The sequence below is a fragment of the Streptomyces drozdowiczii genome, assembly GCF_026167665.1.
GTDB classification, from domain to species: domain Bacteria; phylum Actinomycetota; class Actinomycetes; order Streptomycetales; family Streptomycetaceae; genus Streptomyces; species Streptomyces drozdowiczii_A.
Genome location: NZ_CP098740.1, coordinates 6,131,060 through 6,149,267 on the forward strand (window position 1 = coordinate 6,131,060; position 18,208 = coordinate 6,149,267).

The window sequence follows — 18,208 nt, forward strand, 5'->3', positions numbered from 1 at the left end:
GTGACCGGTCAGCAGCGGCGCTCCGGCATTCCGTCGACCAGGGCGGTCAGCAGGCCGCCGAGCACCTCGCGCTGGCCGGCGGTCAATGGAGCAAGGATCTCCTCCGCGGCCGCCCGGCGCGCGTCACGCAGCGAGCGGAGCGTGGCGATGCCCTCGTCCGTGATCTCGATCCTGACCACCCTACGACTGTCCGGATCGGGGACGCGGCGCACCCTGCCGCTCGCCTCCAGGGCGTCCACCAGCGTGGTCACGGCGCGGGGGACCACGTCGAGGCGCTGCGCGAGATCCGCCATCCGGGGCGGTCCGTCGTAATGGGCGACGGTCCGCAGCAGCCGGAACTGCGCGGGGGTGATGCCGATCGGCTCCAGCTGGCGGCCCTGGATGCGCTGGAGCCTGCGGGTGAGCCGCAGCAGCTGTTCGGCGAGCATGCCGTCGGGGTCGGGGGAGTCCATGGGAGGAACAGTATCAGGACTTGGTTCATTGTGAGTAGGGGTAACAATGAGCTATGCTCTCATTCGGCTCGACTGTCACGGTCGCGATCCCCGCGTCCGGGCGGCCCCGCCCGCCCCATTGCCGCACGTCCGACGAAGGAGCCCATGAAACCCGACGAACCCATGTGGACACCCCCGCCCAAGGACGCCGCCCAGCCGCCCGTCGAGCTGCGCCGCATCCTCCGCCTCTTCCGCCCGTACCGCGGCCGCCTCGCGGTGGTCGGACTGCTCGTCGGCGCCTCCTCGCTGGTGTCGGTCGCCTCGCCGTTCCTGCTGCGCGAGATCCTGGACACCGCCCTCCCGCAGGGCCGGACCGGGCTGCTCACGCTGCTCGCCCTCGGCATGGTCCTCACCGCCGTGATGAACAGCGTCTTCGGTGTGCTCCAGACGCTCATCTCCACCACCGTCGGCCAGCGCGTGATGCACGACCTCCGCACGGCCGTCTACACCCAGCTCCAGCGGATGCCGCTCGCCTTCTTCACCCGGACCCGTACGGGTGAGGTCCAGTCCCGGATCGCGAACGACATCGGGGGCATGCAGGCCACCGTCACCTCGACGGCGACCTCGCTCGTCTCCAACCTCACCGCGGTCATCGCCACCGTCGTCGCCATGCTCGCGCTCGACTGGCGGCTCACCGTCGTCTCGCTGCTCCTGCTGCCCGTCTTCGTCTGGATCAGCCGCCGGGTCGGCCGCGAGCGCAAGAAGATCACCACCCAGCGCCAGAAGCAGATGGCCGCCATGGCCGCCACCGTCACCGAGTCGCTGTCCGTCAGCGGCATCCTGCTCGGCCGCACGATGGGCCGCTCCGACTCGCTCACCCAGAGTTTCTCCGAGGAGTCCGAGCGGCTGGTCGACCTCGAAGTGCGCTCCAGCATGGCCGGACGCTGGCGGATGTCCACGATCGGCATCGTCATGGCCGCCATGCCGGCCGTCATCTACTGGGCCGCCGGCATGGCCCTCCAGTCCGGCGGGCCCGCCGTCTCGATCGGCACCCTGGTCGCCTTCGTCTCCCTCCAGCAGGGCCTCTTCCGCCCCGCCGTGAGCCTGCTCTCCACCGGGGTGCAGATGCAGACGTCCCTCGCGCTCTTCCAGCGGATCTTCGAATACCTCGACCTCACCGTGGACATCACGGAGCCGGAGAACCCGGTGCGCCTGGAGAAGATCCGCGGCGAGGTCCGCTTCGAGAACGTGGACTTCAGCTACGACGAGAAGAGCGGCCCGACCCTCAGCGGCGTCGACGTCACCGTGCCCGCCGGAGCCGCACTGGCCGTCGTCGGGCCCACGGGCTCCGGCAAGTCCACCCTCAGCTACCTGGTGCCCCGGCTCTACGACGTGACCGGCGGCCGGGTGACCCTCGACGGGGTCGACGTGCGCGACCTCGACTTCGACACCCTCGCCCGCGCGGTCGGCGTCGTCTCGCAGGAGACATACCTCTTCCACGCCTCGGTCGCCGAGAACCTGCGCTTCGCGAAACCGGACGCCACCGACGAGGAGATCGAGGCGGCGGCCCGCGCCGCGCAGATCCACGACCACATCGCCTCACTGCCCGACGGCTACGACACCCTCGTCGGCGAGCGCGGATACCGCTTCTCCGGCGGCGAGAAGCAGCGCCTCGCCATCGCGCGGACCATCCTGCGCGACCCGCCGGTGCTGATCCTGGACGAGGCGACGAGCGCGCTCGACACCCGTACGGAACACGCCGTGCAGGAGGCCATCGACGCGCTCTCCGCCGGACGCACCACGATCACCATCGCCCACCGGCTCTCCACCGTCCGCGACGCCGACCAGATCGTCGTCCTCGACGGCGGCCGCACGGCGGAGCGCGGCACCCACGAGGAGCTGCTCCGGCTCGACGGACGGTACGCGGCACTGGTCCGCCGGGACACGGAGATGGCCCCCGTGGCGGGCTGACCGGGAGGCTTGCCGCCGGGCATGGCGTCCCCGGCCCCGGGACCGGCGCGGGTTAGCGTGCCCGCATGGCGCACGAGACCCCGGATCCCCCGCCCCCGGTCACCCCGCCCCGCCGCCGCACGCGCCTGACCCGGCGCGGCCGCCTGACGCTGTTCATCGGCTCCCTGCTCGTCCTCGTCGTGGCCGCAGCGGTGCTCGTCCCCCTGCTCACACGAGAAACCAAGACCGAGGAAACACCCCGCACACTGGTGATCCCCGAGGGCCGCCGGGCGCCCCAGGTCTACGAGGCCGTCGACCAAGCCCTCGGCGTACCCGCCGGCACCACCGCCGCAGCCGCGCCGACATCGGACCTGCCGCTCCCGGCCGCCGCTAAGGGGAACCCCGAGGGCTACCTCTACCCGGCGACGTACCCGGTCACCTCCGCGACCACCCCGAAGAGCCTGCTGCGCTACATGACCGACACGGCGGGCCGGCACTTCGGCGCCGACCACATCACGGCGGGCGCCCGCCGCAACGACGTGACCGTGTACCAGACGGTGACCATCGCCAGCATCGTCCAGGCCGAGGCGGACACCGAGGCCGACATGGGCAAGGTCGCCCGCGTCATCCACAACCGCCTGGACCGGGGCATGCCCCTCCAGATGGACTCCACCCTCAACTACGCGCTGAACCGCAGCACCCTGGACACCACCACCGGCGACACCAAGCTCGCCAGCCCCTACAACAGCTACGCCCACAAGGGACTCCCGCCCACGCCCATCGGCAACCCGGGCGAACAGGCGATGACCGCCGCGATCACCCCCACCCCGGGCCCCTGGCTGTACTTCGTCACGGTGGCCCCGGGCGACACCCGCTTCACGGACGACTACGCGGAACAGCAGCGGAACGTGGCGGAGTTCAACCGGAACCGCGGGGGAGGGGGATGAGAGCGGGCCCCGGCCTCAGACCAGGGCGGGCGCCTTCGCGGGCCCCGCAGGCACCCCGTCCCGCACCAGCGCGATGATCTCCCGCACGGCGGCACGCCCGGCACGGTTGGCGCCGATCGTGCTGGCGGAGGGGCCGTAGCCGACGAGGTGGATACGCGGGTCGCGCACGGCCCTGGTGCCCTCTACCCGGATACCGCCGCCGCGTTCCCGCAACCGCAGCGGGGCGAGATGGTCGATGGCCGCGCGGAAGCCGGTGGCCCAGAGGATGACGTCGGCCTCGATGTGGCGGCCGTCGTCCCAGGCGACCCCGGAGGGCGTGATCCGGTCGAACATGGGGAGCCGGTCCAGCACCCCGGACTCGCGGGCGCGCCGGATGGCGTCGTTGACGGTCAGCCCGGTCACGCTCACCACGCTCTGCGGCGGCAGCCCGCGCCGGACCCGCTCCTCCACCATGGCGACGGCGGCCCGCCCCTGGTCCGCCCCGAAGGGCCCTTCCCGGAAGACCGGAGGCCGGCGCGTCACCCAGTGGGTCTCCGCCGCCACCTCGGCGATCTCCATCAGATGCTGCGTACCGGAGGCGCCTCCGCCGACGACGACCACCCGCTGTCCGGCGAACTCGGCGGGGCCCGGATAGCCGGCCGTGTGCAGCTGCCGCCCCCGGAACGTCTCCTGCCCCGGGTAGCGCGGCCAGAAGGGCCGGTCCCATGTCCCGGTCGCGTTGATCAGGGCGCGCGTCGCGTACGTGCCCTCGGAGGTCTCGACCAGCAGCCGGCCGCTGTCGCCCTCGCGCACGGCGACGACGTCGACCGGTCGGTGCACGCGCAGCCCGTTGGCACGCTCGTACCGGTCGAAGTAGGCGCCGATGACCTCGGACGAGGGCCGCTCCTCGTCCGCGTCGGTCAGCTCCATGCCCGGCAGCGCGTGCATCCCGTGCACCTTGCCGTACGTCAGCGAAGGCCACCGGAACTGCCAGGCGCCGCCCGGGGCCGGGGCATGGTCGAGGACCACGAAGTCGCGGTCCGGCTCCAGACCGCCGCGCCGCAGGTGGTACGCGGCGGACAGCCCCGCCTGCCCGGCGCCGATCACCACGACGTCCACCGACCGCATCGCCAAATCGTTCACGCTTCTACCAACTCCGACGGTCCCGCGGAACTTCCCGCGCGCCCGTCGCTCAACGGTTCCGGCCCCGGGCCACGGCAGGATGGGGCCCATGCCTTCCGCCTTCACCACCACGGTCCTGCACCTCACGACGGGCTCCACGGAGACCGTCACCGACCTGACATCGGACTGCGAACAGTTCCTCGCCCGCGCGGCTTCCGGCCGCGACGGCCTGCTCAACCTCTTCGTCCCGCACGCCACCGCCGGAATCGCGGTCCTGGAGACCGGCGCGGGCAGCGACGACGACCTCCTCTCCGCCCTCCACACCCTGCTCCCGGCCGACGACCGCTGGCAGCACCGCCACGGCCACCCCGGCCACGGCCGCGACCACGTCGTCCCGGCCCTGATCCCCCCGCACGCGACCCTGCCGGTGATCGCGGGCCGACTGGAACTGGGCACCTGGCAGTCGGTGTGCCTGGTCGACACGAACGTGGACAACGCGGAGCGGCAGGTGCGGCTGAGCTTCCTGGGCTGATCGAGATCGTTCAGCTGGGTCGTACCGCCGATTCTCCGTACCATGCGCGCTCGAACGACTCTCTGCCGCCGCCTCCGTCGGGGCTCACGTCATCGGCTGGGCGGACGACTGGGAGGTCTCCGGGGCCACCGATCCCGTGACCCGCCCCAGCCTGGGCCCGTGGCTCCGTGACGAGAAGGGCCCGTACGACGGTTTGGTCGCCGCAGCCGTGAATACCTGTTGACCACGGTCGCCCTGTGCGGGCAGTGCCATACGCGGCTCTGCACCCAGACGTCACAGGGCGCCCCACCGCGCTGCTCGTGTACGGCGCGGAACAAGGGCCGGCTTCAGGCGCGACACTGTCGGCCCGTACCACGCCGTGTGGTTCCGGGACCGATACGCCGCGTCGGGACGGGAGTTGGCCGCTCTCGAGGCTGAGCCGAGGCACCGTCCAGCCGCTGGGGGCGGTGCGGGACGCGGCGACCAGTCGCGGCTCGGCCAGGGCCGCCGGCGCGGCGGCGAACTCCTCGCCAGACCAGTCCAGTTCGCGGCGCACCTGATCGGGCCGCCGGAGCGGGTCCGCGGCGATGCGGGCGTACAGGTTCTCGCCGTGGCTCCTTCGGACGTCAGGCGTCGCAGCGCACCCCCACAGCACCCCCGTACTCGCGCGCAGCCAATTGAAGCACGCCGGGGGCGTCCCGGCCCCCGATACGGGGCAGCGGGGAAATCCGGCGGGGGTGAAGTTCGGCCAGCGGCCCGCCGTACGCGAAGAATCCTGGCGCCCAACGGGTACCGGCCGTTATTTTCCTGCCGTCCGGCGCCGGGCCGTGTCTTGATTTCGCAGTGTTTCTTCGTCATGGCGGTGAGGACCCCCGGATGACCTGGGGTCTTCACGCTCCCGGACGCCGTACGGGTCGGTGCCCGGCGGCCCGCCTGGCCGGAACCGGCGAGACCCGTGATCGTTTTGCGCGGGGGGCCTGTCCATCTGTCGGACCACGCCTTAACAAGATCTTCCGTCGCGCTTTATCGTCTCCGTGTCCGGTTGCTGCACGGCATTTAGTTGCCATGGGTGCGAGAAGGCGGAAATTGAAGACACATGAGGATGTTCCGGGGGAGTTCCTGGACAGTGGACTTCTCCGACGCGTGTACGGATTCATGCTCGACGCCAGCAGGTGTGACGGGGACGCGCTCGATGTGGAGACGGCGTGTGCACAGCTGGAGGTGCGCGAGGAGCACTTCCGGGAGGCGCTGGCCGACCTGGTCGCCCTCGGCCTGCTGGTGAACCGGCCGGGGCGCGGCTTCGTCGCCGTGTCCCCCGACGAGGCGACCACCCGCGTACTGCTCCCCCTGGAGTCCGAACTGCGCACCCGGCGCGCGCGGGTGGAGGAGGTCAGGCGCCGCCTGGTGTCGTTCTCGCCGGTCTTCGACGCCAGCCTGCTGGCGCGCGAGAACCGGCGCCAGATCGAGACCATCGACAACCTCCCCGACGTGCGGGCCGCGATCGCCGAGCTGTCGGCCAAGGCCGGCCGGGAGATCCTCACGGCCCAGCCGGGCGGCGGCCGTCGCGAGGACGTGCTGGTCGAGGCGGCGCCGCGGGACTACGACACCCTCGACCGGGGCGTGGTGATGCGGATCCTCTACCAGCACACCGCCCGCTCGAGCCGGGGCACCCAGTCCTACGTGGAGCAGGTCACGCGCCGCGGGGCCCAGGTGCGCACGCTGGACGACCAGTTCATGCGGTTCCTGGTGTTCGACCGGGAGTGCGCGGTGTTCGCGAACCCCGCCGACCCCAACGGCGCGGTGGTGGTGCGCAATCCGTTCGTCGTCGCCTTCATGGTGGAGACGTACGAGCGCCTGTGGCTGACCGCGGAGCCCTTCGAGGCCGACGGCGACGCCCAGCCGGAGATCATGGACGACCTCAAGGACGCCATCGTCCGCCTGCTCACGGCGGGGATGACCGACGCGGCCGTGGCCCGCCGCCTGGGGATGTCCGTACGCACCTGCCGGCGCCACGTCGCCGAGATCATGACGTCCCTCGACGCCGAGAGCCGCTTCCAGGCCGGTTACCTGCTCGCTCTGCAGGAACAGCCCAAGTGACCTGCGGTGACGCGCCAGTGCCGCCGCGTCGCCACGGTTCCTTCACACCGCAGCCCGATTGGCTCCCCCTCGTCCGGCTTGCCCCTTTCCTTCTCGTGGACATCAAGTTGCCATGCAGCTTGATGCTCCACCGGTTTTTCACTACTCGGCCCGCGCTCCTGGCACGTTGATGCCAGAACGGTGAGCGGCCCGCAGCGCGGTACGGCGGAATTCGCGAGAACCGGTGACAAGGCGCGGCAACGGACGTAGTGAGGGGCTGGACAGTGCATCGCTTCGGCAAGGTGACTGCTGCGGGAATCGCGATCATCGTGGCCGTCCTGGGCAGTGCGGAGGTTTCCGCCGCAGGGCAGCGGGGAATTCCCGCGACCGCGACCGCCGCTCCGGCCGGCGACACCGGCTGGGGATAATTCCGTGTCGAATTCGATCAATGACCTGTACCGGAGCTTGGCGGAGCACCCCGAACGCCGGATGCGTTTCGTGTCCTTCGCCGGGAAACTCGAAACGAGGAATTTCCCGGAGATTTACAAGGACGTCATGGAACTCATGGACGAGTTGCGGGAATCCGGGTGCCGGGCCGGTGACCTGGTGGGGGTGACGGGCCCCAACTCCTACGAGTGGGTCCTCGCGGACCTGGCCCTGCTCGGCCTCGGCTGCGTCCCGGTGGCCCTGGCGCTGGAGCAGGGCGCCGACGGCCGGGCGCTGGCGGCCCTCGCCGACGCGTACGGCCTCGCGGCGGTCTTCACGACCAGGGCGCCCGCGCCGGACAGAGAACGACCGGCCGGAGAACTGCCGAATGGTGAGCTGCCGGACGGGGAGCTGCCGGACGGCGTCGCGGCGCTCACCGCGCGGCCGTTGAAGCTCGTCCGGCGCGACGTCCCGGCCGGTGCGCGACCGACCCTGCCGGGGGACGCCTTCACCATCGCCTTCTCCTCGGGCACCGCGGGCAGCAAGAAGGGCCTGCTCATGTCCGCAGCGGGGGTGGAGAACACCATGCGCATCTCCGCCGAGGCGTGGCGGCTCACCGCCGACGACGACCTGCTGATCGTGATGCCGTTCTCCAACTTCCAGCAGCGGTACCTGCTGTACACGGCCGTGCGGTACGGCACCGACGTGACGGTGGTCCCCCCGGAGCGGATGCTCCAGAAGCTGCGCGAACTCGCGCCCACGGTCGTCCTCGGGCCGCCGTCCTTCTTCGAGCTGCCCGCCAACCGGGTCGGCTCGGCGGGCCCGCGCGAGCGGCTGCCCTACCTCCTGGCCACGGCCCTGCACGCGCTCGTCCCCGGGCGGGCCGGCCGCCGGCTGCGGGCCCGTCTCGGGCGCCGCTGGACGGGGGTGTACGGGTCGCGGGTGCGGCTGATGCTCACCGGCTCGGCCCCGGTGCCCCCGCGCACGGTGCGGGTGTTCCAGCGCCTGGGCGCACCGCTCTTCGAGGTTTACGGGAGCAGCGAGATCGGCTGGATCGCCTTCAACCTGCCCGGCGGGCACCGGATCGGCAGCGCCGGGCGCCCGGTGGACGGGGTGCGCGTGGACGTCGCGGACGACGGCGAGATCACCGTGCGCACCGGACTGCCCCAGTGCCTGGGGTACGTCTTCGAGGGCGTCGGCACGCAGGACGCGGTCTTCCTCGGCGACGGCCGGATCGTCACCGGGGACCTCGGGGAGTTCGACCGCGCGGGCTTCTTGCGGCTGAAGGGCCGCAAGAAGAACGTGATCATCACGCGCAGCGGGGTGAAGATCAACCCCGAGGAGCTGGAACTCGCCCTGGAGAAGGCATGCCCCGGCGTGCGGGCGATGGTCGCGGCGCCGGACGGCGGCGGACTGCTGAGCTGCGTCGTCTGGGTCGAGGACGTGGCGGACGCGGACCGGGTCGCGCAGGTGGAGGCGTACCTGGAGGAGGCGAACGGGAAGCGGGAGTCCGCGCTCAGGATCGCGCGGACCGTCTTCCGGCCCTCGGCGGAACTGACCGTCGAAGAGGGCCTGTTGACGAGGAATTTCAAGATCGACCGCAATGCGGTCACGCGAAGGGTCTTCGCCGAACGGACCGGAGTGGGACGTTGAACACGAGCCAAGCGAGCGACGAAGAGATGTGCCGGATCATCGCGGGCGCCATCCCGAAGAAGGCGGCCAAGGGCGGGGTGCGCCCCGACATGAGCCTCAGGGGCGACCTGGGAGTCGACTCCCTGGCGCTGATGAGCATCGTCTTCGTCCTGGAGGAGAAGACCGGCATCGACGCCTTCGGCCGGGTCGACGCGTTCGTCGCCGCCGAATCGGTGGCGGACGTCATCGCCATCGTCCGGCGGGGCTGAGGGACGCCATGGACGAGAAGCAGAAGATCATCGACTTCCACACCCACGTGGCCTCCGGGATGTGCTTCCCGAGGTCGTTCAACGACGGCGTGGTGGACAACATGACGGTGGCGCTGACCAGCAAGGGCCTGCCCGTCTCCCGGGACAAGGTCGCGCGCATGCACGCGGGCACGCTGACCGACCCCGACTGCGACGAACTGGTGCGGCAGATGGACGAGGCGGGCATCTCCGAGTCCGTCCTGCTGCTGCCCGACTTCACGTACGCGCTCAGGGACAGCACCCATACCATCGAGCAGCTCATCGACCACCACCGGGCCGTCGTGGAGCGCCACCCCGGCCGCTTCCGGGTCCTGGTGGGCGTGGACCCGCGCTGGGGCGCCGACGGGCTCGCGCTCTTCGAGCGGTCGATCGTGGAGTACGGCTTCGACGGCATGAAGCTGTACCCGCCGTGCGGCTACAAGCTCTCCGACGAAGCCCTCTACCCGTACTACGAGATCTGCGAGCGGTACTCCCTGCCCGTGCTCTCGCACATCGGGGCCACCTCGCCGGTCCTCGACTTCGAGATCGCCCAGCCGATCTACGTGGACCGGGCCGCCAAGGACTTCCCCGGCGTCGACTTCGTCCTGGCGCACGGCAGCGTCCACTACCCGGACGAGGTCGCGATGCTGTGCAACAACCGCCCCAACGTCTACGTGGACGTCAGCGGCTACGAGGCGTTCGGCGCCACGGCCCTGCGCACGCTGTTCGGGCGCGGCATCAACCACAAGGTCCTCTTCGGCACCGACTGGCCGGTCTTCCGGCTCCAGGGGCGCCAGGTGAACCTGGTGGAGAAGCTGGAGAAGGAAGGGGCCTTCCCCGAGTCGATGAGCGACACCGACCGGGACCTCTTCTTCCACGGCAACGCGGCCCGGCTGCTCGCCAAGAACAAGCTGAAGCAGGGCGCGCCGCCCGCCGCGTGAACCGCCGCGGGACCCGCCCCATCCCCCCGTACCCCATTCCGGTCGCAGAAGATCATTTCCGGTTACAGAAGGGCAGCGTCGTGTCTGAAAGCTCGACCGAGACCGAGTTCCTCGGCCTCACCGACGAACAGGTGAAGTTCTTCCAGGAGAACGGCTTCGTCGGCCCGTTCGACCTGTACGGCGAGGAAGAGGCTCCACTGCTGTGGAACCAGGCCATGATCGAGATGGTCACCTCGCAGAACAAGCCGCACAACTCCACGGTCATCAACTACGACCGCCACCTGGACTGCGACACGCTGTCCGCGCACGTCGGCCGCCCCGAGATCGTGCACAAACTGCGCAGCCTGATCGGCGACGACATCCTGTGCTGGAAGACCAACATCTTCAAGAAGGCGCCCGGCGACGCGGGCACCGGCTGGCACCAGGTGGAGACCTTCGTGGTGGGCGAGACCACCACGGACGCCACGCCCTCCCTGAAGTACACCGAGGAGGGCCAGGCCTACACCCAGGAACTCACCGTGTGGACCGCGTTCTCCCCGGCGGGCAAGGAGAACGGCTGCCTGCGCTACATCCCCGGCAGCCACAAGAAGTGGTACTACGACGAGTCCAAGCCGCTCACCTACGACGTGGAGAGCAAGTCCCACGACTTCTTCGGCTACGACTACTCCGAGCTCCAGCTCGACAAGGACTGGAACCCGGACGAGGAAGACGTCTTCGAGATGGAGATGAAGCCCGGCCAGTTCGTCATCTTCCTCGCCAAGTGCATCCACGGCTCGCTGCCCAACGTCAGCGACACCACCCGCCTCGGCTACGCCTCCCGCTACGTCGCCCCTCGGTGAAGGTCTACGAGGACGTCGACAGCCTCAGCGAGTTCGGCGACACGATCAGCCTGGACTACCACGGCAGCGTCCTGGTCTCCGGCGAAGACGCCTACGGCCACAACCGCATCCTCGACAAGAACCTGAACGGCGTCCCCTTCAAGAAGGTCGAGACCGATGAGCGCTGACGACGGCCGCGCGAAGTTCGCCGACTTCCTCGCCACCCAGCCCATGACGGCGGGCATCACCCGCGAGGACGTCGAACGGGCCACCACCCGCGAGGAGCTGGGCATCAGCTCGCTCAACATCATCCTGCTGCTCGTGAACTACATCAAGGAGGAGACGAACGACAGCGTCCAGCTGCGCCCCGAGTGGGTGTCCAGGCTGGGCGACGTCGAGGGCATCGTCTCCGTCGTCCGCGAGATCGACGCCTGCGCACTCGCCGCGGCGAAGTGACGCGCACGGCACCGCGCACCCGGACGCGGCGGTACCCCCGCCGCGTCCGGGCCCATGGAAACGGGAGACAGTGACACCACACCCGACCATCGGCCTCGGCTCCTTCGCGTGCACCTTCGGTGCCCTGGAGCGCAAGGCGCAGGACATCCCGGACTTCGAGCGGCTGTGGCAGGAGCAGTCCTCGGACGCCGACTTCGCCACCATGGGCTGCGGGACCTTCCGCGCCTTCGCGGGCCCCGTCGAGGACCACGTCGTCGAGACGGTGCGCGCCACCCTGCGCGACGCCTCGGTGCGCCCCGCCGACGTGGACCGCGTCGTCTTCGCCACCAGCGACGCCCGGCTCGCCTCGCTGCGGCCCGACTTCGCCGCCGAGGTCCTCGGCGCCCTCGGCCTGGTCCACTGCGTACCGGTGGTCCTCTCCTTCCAGCAGTGCTGCAGCTCGCTCGCCGCGCTGCGCCACGCCAGGGACCTGCTGGCCGACGAGGAGGTGCGCAACGTCGTCCTCGTCTCGCTGGACTACACGCCCGACGACGCCGACCGCGTCCGCTCGTTCGCCCTGTTCGGCGACGCCGTCGCCAGCTGCCTGCTGACCCGCGGCGACGGCCTCGTACGGCTGCTGTCCTCGGCCGTCGGCGTGGACCACGCGGGGCTGCGCGGCCAGGACTCGTTCCTGTCCCGCCAGCAGGTGGCGCAGACCGCCCTGGCCGCCGCCCTCGGCGCGCACGACCTCGTACCGGGCGACGTGACGAAGGTCTTCCCGACCAACCTCTACCGCCCCGTCGCGCTCTTCAATGCGACCATCGCCGGGATCGGCCGGGAACAGCTGCACTTCAGCGGCCCCTTGGAACACTATGGCCACTGCGGCAACTCCGACTGGATGATCAACCTGGCCGACTACCACGACCAGGTCGGCATCCGCCCGGACGAGACGTACCTGGCCCTGTCCTCGGCCCCAGGTTTCTTCGCCTGCGGGCTGCTCGCGGGCGCCTGAACCGGGCCGGACGACCAAGCAGACGAACACAGCGAAGGCGAGACGCATGAAGATCTCAGTGGACGACCTCTCCGGGCGCGACATCGCGGAGTTCCTCCAGGCGCACGTCGAGGAGATGCGGGCCATCACCCCGCTGGAGAGCAAGCACGCCCTCGACCTCGACGGACTGCGGGTGCCCGAGGTCACCTTCTGGACCGCGCACGACGGCGACGCCCTCGTCGGCTGCGGCGCCGTCAAGCGCATCGAGGAGGGCCACGCCGAGATCAAGTCGATGCGCACCGAACCCACCCGCAAGCGCTCCGGCGTGGCCTCGCTGCTGCTGGCCCACATCATCTCCGAGGCCCGCGCCATGGGGTACCGCAGGCTCAGCCTGGAGACCGGCGCGACCGACTTCTTCGCCCCGGCCCGCGCGCTCTACGAGAAGTTCCAGTTCACCTACTGCGCGCCCTTCGCGGACTACAAGGAAGACCCCAACAGCGCGTTCATGACGCGCCTCCTCTGACATCCCACCCTCCCCCGACGAGGAACGGTCGATGAAGGACACCCCCTACCCGTACGACACCACGCTCTACAGCCGGCTGTTCCTCAACTGCTACCAGCGCCAGTCCCTGGTGATGCTCGCCGAACGGGGCCGCCCCGTGCACCGGTTGCTCTTCCGCGGCCTGGTCAGCACGGACGAGATCCTGCGGCAGGTCATCAGGGAGCAGCGCCCCAAGTACGACTTCGAGAGCGGGATCGCCGGGCAGGACGACCTCGCGCACCTCGGCGTCGTCAAGGAGGAGGCGGCCTTCGAGTCGTACGCCGAAGCCCGTGACCTCCTCCTCGACGTGGTCGCTCGGGAGGGCTACGCGATCCTCGTCGGCGACGTCTTCTACTGGCCGCACTGCCCCGAGTACCGCAAGCAGCACCTGGTGCACACCATCGTGCTCACCGGCCACGACGCGGACACCGGCCACTGGGACGTCGTCGACGACAACCCGGCCAGCCTGCTCTGCTCCTACCGCTACCCCGAGGACGTGATCGCGGCCTCCTTCGACAACGGCGCACTGCGCCGCCTCCGCTTCTACGCGACCAAGGACCTCGACCCCGGGCGGGCCGAGCAGGGCACCCGGGCGGCCTTCGCCGCGCTCCTCGACGGGCACCGCGACAGCCACGAACTCCTCACCGGCGCCGCGGACCTCATCTCCTGCGCCTGGATCGCCCGGGAGCGCGTCGTCGCCTCCCTGCACGCCGCGTTCTCCCTCTACCAGGGCTCGCGCACCGTCCTCAGGGAGTACCTGCGGCACGCCGGCGGCGACCCGGCCGCCGACGACCTCCTGGACCGGCTCGTGCGCGGCGCGTCCGAGGTCATGAACCACCTGCTCCTCGCCCAGGTGACCGGCGCCCTCGACGCGCGCTGGACCGCGGACGCGTGCCTCGGACTGCGGCGCGACGAGCGGGAACTCCTGCCGCGGCTACACGCCGCCGCGGGCGCCGGGGGGCGGGCGTGAGCGAGTTCCAGACGGCGGTGCTGCTCGCCGACATCGCCCTGATCATCGCCGTCGCCCGGGTCGCCGGACGCCTCGCCCGCCGCCTCGGCCAGCCCTCCGTCACCGGCGAGATCGCGGCGGGCGTCCTGCTGGGCCCGACCCTCCTCGACGGGGCCGTGTCCGCCGCGCTCTTCCCGACCGAGGTGCGGCCCTACCTGGGCGCCGTGGCCAACCTCGGCCTGGTGCTCTTCATGTTCGTCATCGGCCTGGAGTTCGACTTCGCGCGGCTGCGCGGCTCCGGCCGGGTCACCGGCGCCACCGTCCTCGGCTCCACGCTGGTGCCGTTCGCGCTCGGCGTCCTGCTCGGCGCGTACCTGCTGCGCTCGTACGACCCCGCCAACCGCCCCGCCTTCGTCCTGTTCATCGGGGTCGCGGTGTCCGTGACGGCCTTCCCCGTCCTCGCCCGCATCCTCGCCGACCGCGGCATGAACGGCACCTGGCTCGGCGCCGTCGCCCTGTCCGCCGCCGCGTTCTGCGACCTCGCCGCCTGGACAACCCTGGCCGGACTCCAGGCCCTGGCCGGTGCGGGCGGCGCCCACCCCTGGCTGGTCCTGCTCGTCCTGCCGTACGCCCTCGTGCTCTTCCTCGGCGTACGGCCGCTGCTCGCCCGGTACCTGGCCCGGCGGGGGAGCGGCACGCCCCTGTCCGCCGGTGACGTCACCGTCGTCGTCAGCGGCGCCCTGGGCTCCGCGGCCGTGACCCAGCTGCTCGGACTGCACTTCGTGATCGGCGCGTTCCTCTTCGGGCTCGCCATGCCCCGGCTGCACACAGCCGCCCACGACGGGCTGCTGCGCCGCACCGAGCACACCACCACACTGCTGCTGCCGGTGTACTTCATCGTCGCCGGGCTGAAGGTGGACCTCTCCGGCATCGGCACCGAAGGACTCGTCCAGCTCGCCTGGATCATGGTCGTGGCGGTCACCGGCAAGTTCGCGGGCACCTGGCTCGGCGCCCGCTCCCAGGGCGTCCCGGCCCGCGGCTCCGCGGTCCTGGCCGGCCTGATGAACACCCGGGGGCTCACCGAACTCGTCGCGCTCGGCGTCGGCCTCGAAGCGGGCCTCATCGACGAGCGCCTGTACTCCCTGTTCGTCGTCATGGCCGTCGTCACCACCGTCATGACCGGCCCGCTGCTCGGCCGCCTGATGGGCCGCGGCGACGGCGCGCCCGCGCTCCTCGACCCGGACCTCGCCGCGGGACGCGGGGCGCGCGCGGTGGCCGGCACCCGCGGGTGACCCCGGCCCGCCACGGGCCGCTGGCCGGGCTGCTGCCCCCCGGCGCCGAACTCGCCGAGGCCTTCGAAGACTCCCCGGACGCCGAGCTGTTCCCCGAGGAGCGCGCGCTGGCCGACCTGGCCGCCAGCGAGGAGCGCCGCCGCGAGTTCGCCACCGTACGGACGTGCGCGCGCACCGCCCTGGCCCGCCTGCGGGTCCCCCCGGCCCCGGTGCTGCCCCGCGGCGGGCCCGACCCGTGGGCGCGGCACGCCCCGGTCTGGCCCGAGGGCGTCGTCGGGAGCATGACCCACTGCACCGGCTACCGCGCCGCCGCCGTGGCCCGCGACCACCACCTCGCCTCCCTCGGCGTCGACGCCGAGGCGCACGCCCCGCTGCCCGCGGGGGTGGTCGAGGCGCTGACGCTGCCCGAGGAGCGGCGGCATCTGGCACGCCTGGCCCGCGCCCACCCCCTGGTGGCCTGGGACAGCGTCCTGTTCAGCGCCAAGGAGAGCGTCTACAAGGCCTGGTTCCCGCTGACCGGGCGCTGGCTGGGCTTCCTTGACTGCGCCGTCCTCCCGGACCGCGCCGGCGCACCGGATCCGACGCGCGGGACGTTCACCGCCGTGCTGCGCGTGCCGGGGCCGGAGGTGGCCGGGGTCCGCCTGGAGCGGTTCACCGGCCGCTGGCGGGTCCTCGACGGGCCCGGCGGCGCCCTGGTGGGCACGGCCGTCGCCGTACCCGCGCATGTCTGATTTGTCTCCACGGGCATCAAGTTGCCACGCAGCTTGATGCCCACGGCCGGGCGAGCTGTGGCGGCGCCCGGTCTGGCACAGTCGTCCACGGCGCCGACACCGGCCGAGAAGCAGTCACCCGATTCCCTCGCCCGGCGCCCCCGGCCCGGCGCCGTCCCCGCCGGCCGTCCCCGCCTGCTGTCCACGACCGCCGTGCCGGCCCCCGGCGTCCCCCGCGCCGCCGCACTGCCGAACTGCCGAAGCTTTCTTCGTACTTCCTGGAGGTGAACCGAATGAGTGGCGTGGTGGGCTGGATCGACTTCCGGCGCGAACTGGGCGACCAGCACAGCTTGCTGCATTCGATGACGCGGACCATGCTCCACCGCGGCCCGGACACCGAGGACGTCTGGATCGACGGGCACGCCGCCATCGGGCACCGCGGCCTGGCCACCGGTCACCCCGACGCGGTGCGCCCCGCACGCGTCACCCTGGGCGGCGCCACCGTGTACGCGGCGCACACCGGCGAGGTCTACAACGGCGACGAACTGCGCCGCGACATAGAGGCGGCCGGGGGCGCGCCGCGCGGCGGCACCACCGCCGAGGCCCTGCTCCGGGCCTACCTGCTGTGGGGCACCGACTTCGTCGAACGGGTCAACGGCGCCTTCGCCTTCGCGATCTGGGACGGCCGCACCCGCCGCCTGCACCTGGGCCGCGACCGGATGGGCGTCAAACCGCTCTACCACCACCCCTACAACGGCGGCGTCCTCTTCGCCTCCGAGCCCAAGGGCATCCTCGCCAACCCCCTCTTCCGGCCCCGCCTCGACCTCTCCGCGCTGCCGGTCGTCCTCCAGCCCAGGCTGGCCAGGCCGGGCGAGACGCCGCTGAAGGACCTGTACGAGGTGGAGCCCGCCCACGTCGTGACGTACGGCGAGACCGGGTCCAGCAGGCGCCGCTACTGGCAGCTGGTCAGCGAGCCGCACCACGACACCTTCGAGCAGACCGCGCGCCGCGTGCGCGAACTCCTCGACGACACCGTGCGCCGCCAGCTCACCAGCGACGTGCCGCTCGGCGCGATGCTCTCCGGCGGCGTCGACTCCACCTCCGTCGCCGCCCTCGCCGCGGACGCCCTGCGCAAGGACGACCCGGACCGCGAACTCGCCACGTTCTGCGTGGAGTTCGAGAGCGACCCCAAGCACTTCGTGGCCACCGAGCTGCGCCCGGACATCGACGCGCCCTACGCCGCGCAGGCCGCCGCGTTCCTCGGCACCCGCCACTCCACGCTCACCGCGTCGGTGCAGGACCTGCTGGACGTCATCCCCGCCACCCGGCGGGCCCGCGACCTGCCGGGCTGGGGCCAGTTCGACGCCTCGATGTATCTGATCTTCCAGCGGATCCGGGACAACTGCCCCGTCGCGCTGACCGGCGAGGCCGCCGACGAGGTGTTCGGCGGCTACCCGTACTTCACCAAGCCCGAGGTGCTGGGCGCCGACCGCTTCCCGTGGCTCTTCGACGGACCGAAGCTCTCCCGCTACCTGGCCCCCGACCTGCTCGCCGCGATCGACCCGGAGGAGGACGAGCGGGCCCGCTACGCCGACACCCTCGCGCGCGTGCCCCGGCTCGCGGGCGAGAGCGCCGCGGACGCCCGCCTGCGGGAGGTCTTCTTCCTAGGCCTGTCAGGACCGCTCTCGGTGATCCTGGACCGCAAGGAACGCATGAGCATGGCCCACGGGCTCGACGTCCGGGTGCCCTTCTGCGACCACCGGCTGCTCCAGTACGTGTGGAACGTGCCCTGGGAGCTGAAGTCGCGCGGCGGCGTGAAGGGACTGCTCAAGGCGGCCATGGCGGACGTCCTGCCGCCCGCCACCGTCCACCGCAAGAAGAGCGCCTACCCGCATGTGCAGAACCCCGACTACGACCGGACCCTGGTCCGCGAGGCGACCTGGATCGTCAACGACGACGCCTCGCCGCTGAAGGACCTGTTCGACACCGGGCGCACGAACGGGCTCATCGCGCAGATCTCCGCGGGCGCCGTCCACGGCGAGCTGCCCGGCGGCTCCAACCAGGCCGCGCTGCTGATCCAGCTCGTCGAACTGCGCCGCTGGATGGAGGAGTACCAGGTGTCCCTCCCCTGACCCAGGCCCCGCCGACGTCCCGACCGCACACCCCAGGG

General features: G+C 71.4%; 18 protein-coding genes. 16 read left to right on the forward strand and 2 right to left on the reverse strand.

The genetic code is table 11. The features are described 5' to 3' along the window. Window positions 1-8: 8 nt before the first annotated feature. On the reverse strand, window positions 9-452 hold the full coding sequence (locus NEH16_RS27935) for a MarR family winged helix-turn-helix transcriptional regulator (protein WP_073968897.1): 444 nt from the start codon (window positions 450-452) through the stop codon (window positions 9-11). 144 nt (window positions 453-596) lie between these two features. On the opposite strand from NEH16_RS27935, the gene NEH16_RS27940 reads away from it, so the two are divergent. Continuing rightward, the gene (locus tag NEH16_RS27940; RefSeq protein WP_265545682.1) at window positions 597-2,402 is read left to right on the forward strand and encodes an ABC transporter ATP-binding protein; all 1,806 of its coding nucleotides are present in this window, start codon (window positions 597-599) and stop codon (window positions 2,400-2,402) included. Window positions 2,403-2,467: 65 nt separating this feature from the next. Then, entirely contained in the window at window positions 2,468-3,328 is an 861-nt protein-coding gene (gene mltG, locus NEH16_RS27945; RefSeq protein ID WP_265545684.1) for an endolytic transglycosylase MltG, read from the forward strand. Window positions 3,329-3,343: 15 nt separating this feature from the next. Here mltG and NEH16_RS27950 read toward each other — a convergent pair whose 3' ends face one another. Next, window positions 3,344-4,435 carry an NAD(P)-binding domain-containing protein gene (locus NEH16_RS27950; RefSeq protein ID WP_265545686.1) on the reverse strand — a complete coding sequence of 364 codons (1,092 nt, stop codon included), beginning with the start codon at window positions 4,433-4,435 and terminating at the stop codon, window positions 3,344-3,346. Window positions 4,436-4,538: 103 nt separating this feature from the next. Here NEH16_RS27950 and NEH16_RS27955 point away from each other — a divergent pair, with 103 nt between their 5' ends. The 14 genes from NEH16_RS27955 (at window position 4,539) to asnB (ending at window position 18,170) form a co-directional block, all read left to right on the forward strand. Continuing rightward, window positions 4,539-4,961: a YjbQ family protein gene (locus tag NEH16_RS27955; RefSeq protein WP_073968893.1), complete on the forward strand. Its 423-nt coding sequence runs from the start codon at window positions 4,539-4,541 to the stop codon at window positions 4,959-4,961. Between the two features lie 1,134 nt (window positions 4,962-6,095). Next, entirely contained in the window at window positions 6,096-7,037 is a 942-nt protein-coding gene (locus tag NEH16_RS27960; RefSeq protein ID WP_265545688.1) for a helix-turn-helix transcriptional regulator, read from the forward strand. A 411-nt stretch (window positions 7,038-7,448) separates the two neighbouring features. Beyond that, window positions 7,449-9,095: an AMP-binding protein gene (locus NEH16_RS27965; RefSeq protein WP_265545689.1), complete on the forward strand. Its 1,647-nt coding sequence runs from the start codon at window positions 7,449-7,451 to the stop codon at window positions 9,093-9,095. Further along, complete coding sequence (locus NEH16_RS27970) at window positions 9,092-9,343, forward strand: acyl carrier protein (RefSeq protein WP_265545690.1); 252 nt, start codon at window positions 9,092-9,094, stop codon at window positions 9,341-9,343. The genes NEH16_RS27965 and NEH16_RS27970 overlap by 4 nt, the downstream gene beginning before the upstream one ends. Before the next feature lie 8 nt (window positions 9,344-9,351). After that, window positions 9,352-10,302, forward strand: coding sequence for an amidohydrolase family protein (locus NEH16_RS27975; RefSeq protein WP_073968888.1), 951 nt, complete (start codon window positions 9,352-9,354; stop codon window positions 10,300-10,302). A gap of 80 nt (window positions 10,303-10,382) precedes the next feature. Then, window positions 10,383-11,141: a chlorinating enzyme gene (locus NEH16_RS27980; protein ID WP_265545691.1), complete on the forward strand. Its 759-nt coding sequence runs from the start codon at window positions 10,383-10,385 to the stop codon at window positions 11,139-11,141. Further along, the gene (locus tag NEH16_RS27985; RefSeq protein ID WP_265545692.1) at window positions 11,138-11,308 is read left to right on the forward strand and encodes a hypothetical protein; all 171 of its coding nucleotides are present in this window, start codon (window positions 11,138-11,140) and stop codon (window positions 11,306-11,308) included. Before NEH16_RS27980 ends, NEH16_RS27985 begins: the two co-directional genes overlap by 4 nt. Further along, window positions 11,298-11,576 carry a hypothetical protein gene (locus NEH16_RS27990; RefSeq protein WP_073968886.1) on the forward strand — a complete coding sequence of 93 codons (279 nt, stop codon included), beginning with the start codon at window positions 11,298-11,300 and terminating at the stop codon, window positions 11,574-11,576. Before NEH16_RS27985 ends, NEH16_RS27990 begins: the two co-directional genes overlap by 11 nt. A 70-nt stretch (window positions 11,577-11,646) precedes the next feature. Continuing rightward, window positions 11,647-12,567 carry a hypothetical protein gene (locus NEH16_RS27995; RefSeq protein WP_073968885.1) on the forward strand — a complete coding sequence of 307 codons (921 nt, stop codon included), beginning with the start codon at window positions 11,647-11,649 and terminating at the stop codon, window positions 12,565-12,567. A gap of 46 nt (window positions 12,568-12,613) precedes the next feature. Further along, window positions 12,614-13,069 (forward strand): GNAT family N-acetyltransferase, encoded by a 456-nt coding sequence (locus tag NEH16_RS28000; protein WP_265545695.1) that lies wholly within the window; start codon window positions 12,614-12,616, stop codon window positions 13,067-13,069. 31 nt (window positions 13,070-13,100) lie between these two features. Continuing rightward, on the forward strand, window positions 13,101-14,057 hold the full coding sequence (locus NEH16_RS28005; RefSeq protein ID WP_265545697.1) for a hypothetical protein: 957 nt from the start codon (window positions 13,101-13,103) through the stop codon (window positions 14,055-14,057). Next, window positions 14,054-15,328, forward strand: coding sequence for a cation:proton antiporter (locus NEH16_RS28010; RefSeq protein WP_265545698.1), 1,275 nt, complete (start codon window positions 14,054-14,056; stop codon window positions 15,326-15,328). Before NEH16_RS28005 ends, NEH16_RS28010 begins: the two co-directional genes overlap by 4 nt. After that, entirely contained in the window at window positions 15,325-16,059 is a 735-nt protein-coding gene (locus NEH16_RS28015; RefSeq protein WP_265545700.1) for a 4'-phosphopantetheinyl transferase family protein, read from the forward strand. Before NEH16_RS28010 ends, NEH16_RS28015 begins: the two co-directional genes overlap by 4 nt. A gap of 272 nt (window positions 16,060-16,331) precedes the next feature. Further along, window positions 16,332-18,170 (forward strand): asparagine synthase (glutamine-hydrolyzing), encoded by a 1,839-nt coding sequence (gene asnB / locus NEH16_RS28020; protein ID WP_265545701.1) that lies wholly within the window; start codon window positions 16,332-16,334, stop codon window positions 18,168-18,170. Window positions 18,171-18,208: the final 38 nt, after the last annotated feature.

Excerpts from the sequence above, each read along its gene's own strand:
- NEH16_RS27940 (WP_265545682.1), top strand. The coding sequence starts at position 597 with ATGAAACCCGACGAACCCATGTGGACACCCCCGCCCAAGGACGCCGCC.
- mltG (WP_265545684.1), top strand. The coding sequence starts at position 2,468 with ATGGCGCACGAGACCCCGGATCCCCCGCCCCCGGTCACCCCGCCCCGC.
- NEH16_RS27935 (WP_073968897.1), bottom strand. The coding sequence starts at position 452 with ATGGACTCCCCCGACCCCGACGGCATGCTCGCCGAACAGCTGCTGCGG.
- NEH16_RS27990 (WP_073968886.1), top strand. The coding sequence starts at position 11,298 with ATGAGCGCTGACGACGGCCGCGCGAAGTTCGCCGACTTCCTCGCCACC.
- NEH16_RS28000 (WP_265545695.1), top strand. The coding sequence starts at position 12,614 with ATGAAGATCTCAGTGGACGACCTCTCCGGGCGCGACATCGCGGAGTTC.
- NEH16_RS27975 (WP_073968888.1), top strand. The coding sequence starts at position 9,352 with ATGGACGAGAAGCAGAAGATCATCGACTTCCACACCCACGTGGCCTCC.
- asnB (WP_265545701.1), top strand. The coding sequence starts at position 16,332 with ATGAGTGGCGTGGTGGGCTGGATCGACTTCCGGCGCGAACTGGGCGAC.
- NEH16_RS27955 (WP_073968893.1), top strand. The coding sequence starts at position 4,539 with ATGCCTTCCGCCTTCACCACCACGGTCCTGCACCTCACGACGGGCTCC.
- NEH16_RS28005 (WP_265545697.1), top strand. The coding sequence starts at position 13,101 with ATGAAGGACACCCCCTACCCGTACGACACCACGCTCTACAGCCGGCTG.
- NEH16_RS27960 (WP_265545688.1), top strand. The coding sequence starts at position 6,096 with ATGCTCGACGCCAGCAGGTGTGACGGGGACGCGCTCGATGTGGAGACG.
- NEH16_RS27950 (WP_265545686.1), bottom strand. The coding sequence starts at position 4,435 with ATGCGGTCGGTGGACGTCGTGGTGATCGGCGCCGGGCAGGCGGGGCTG.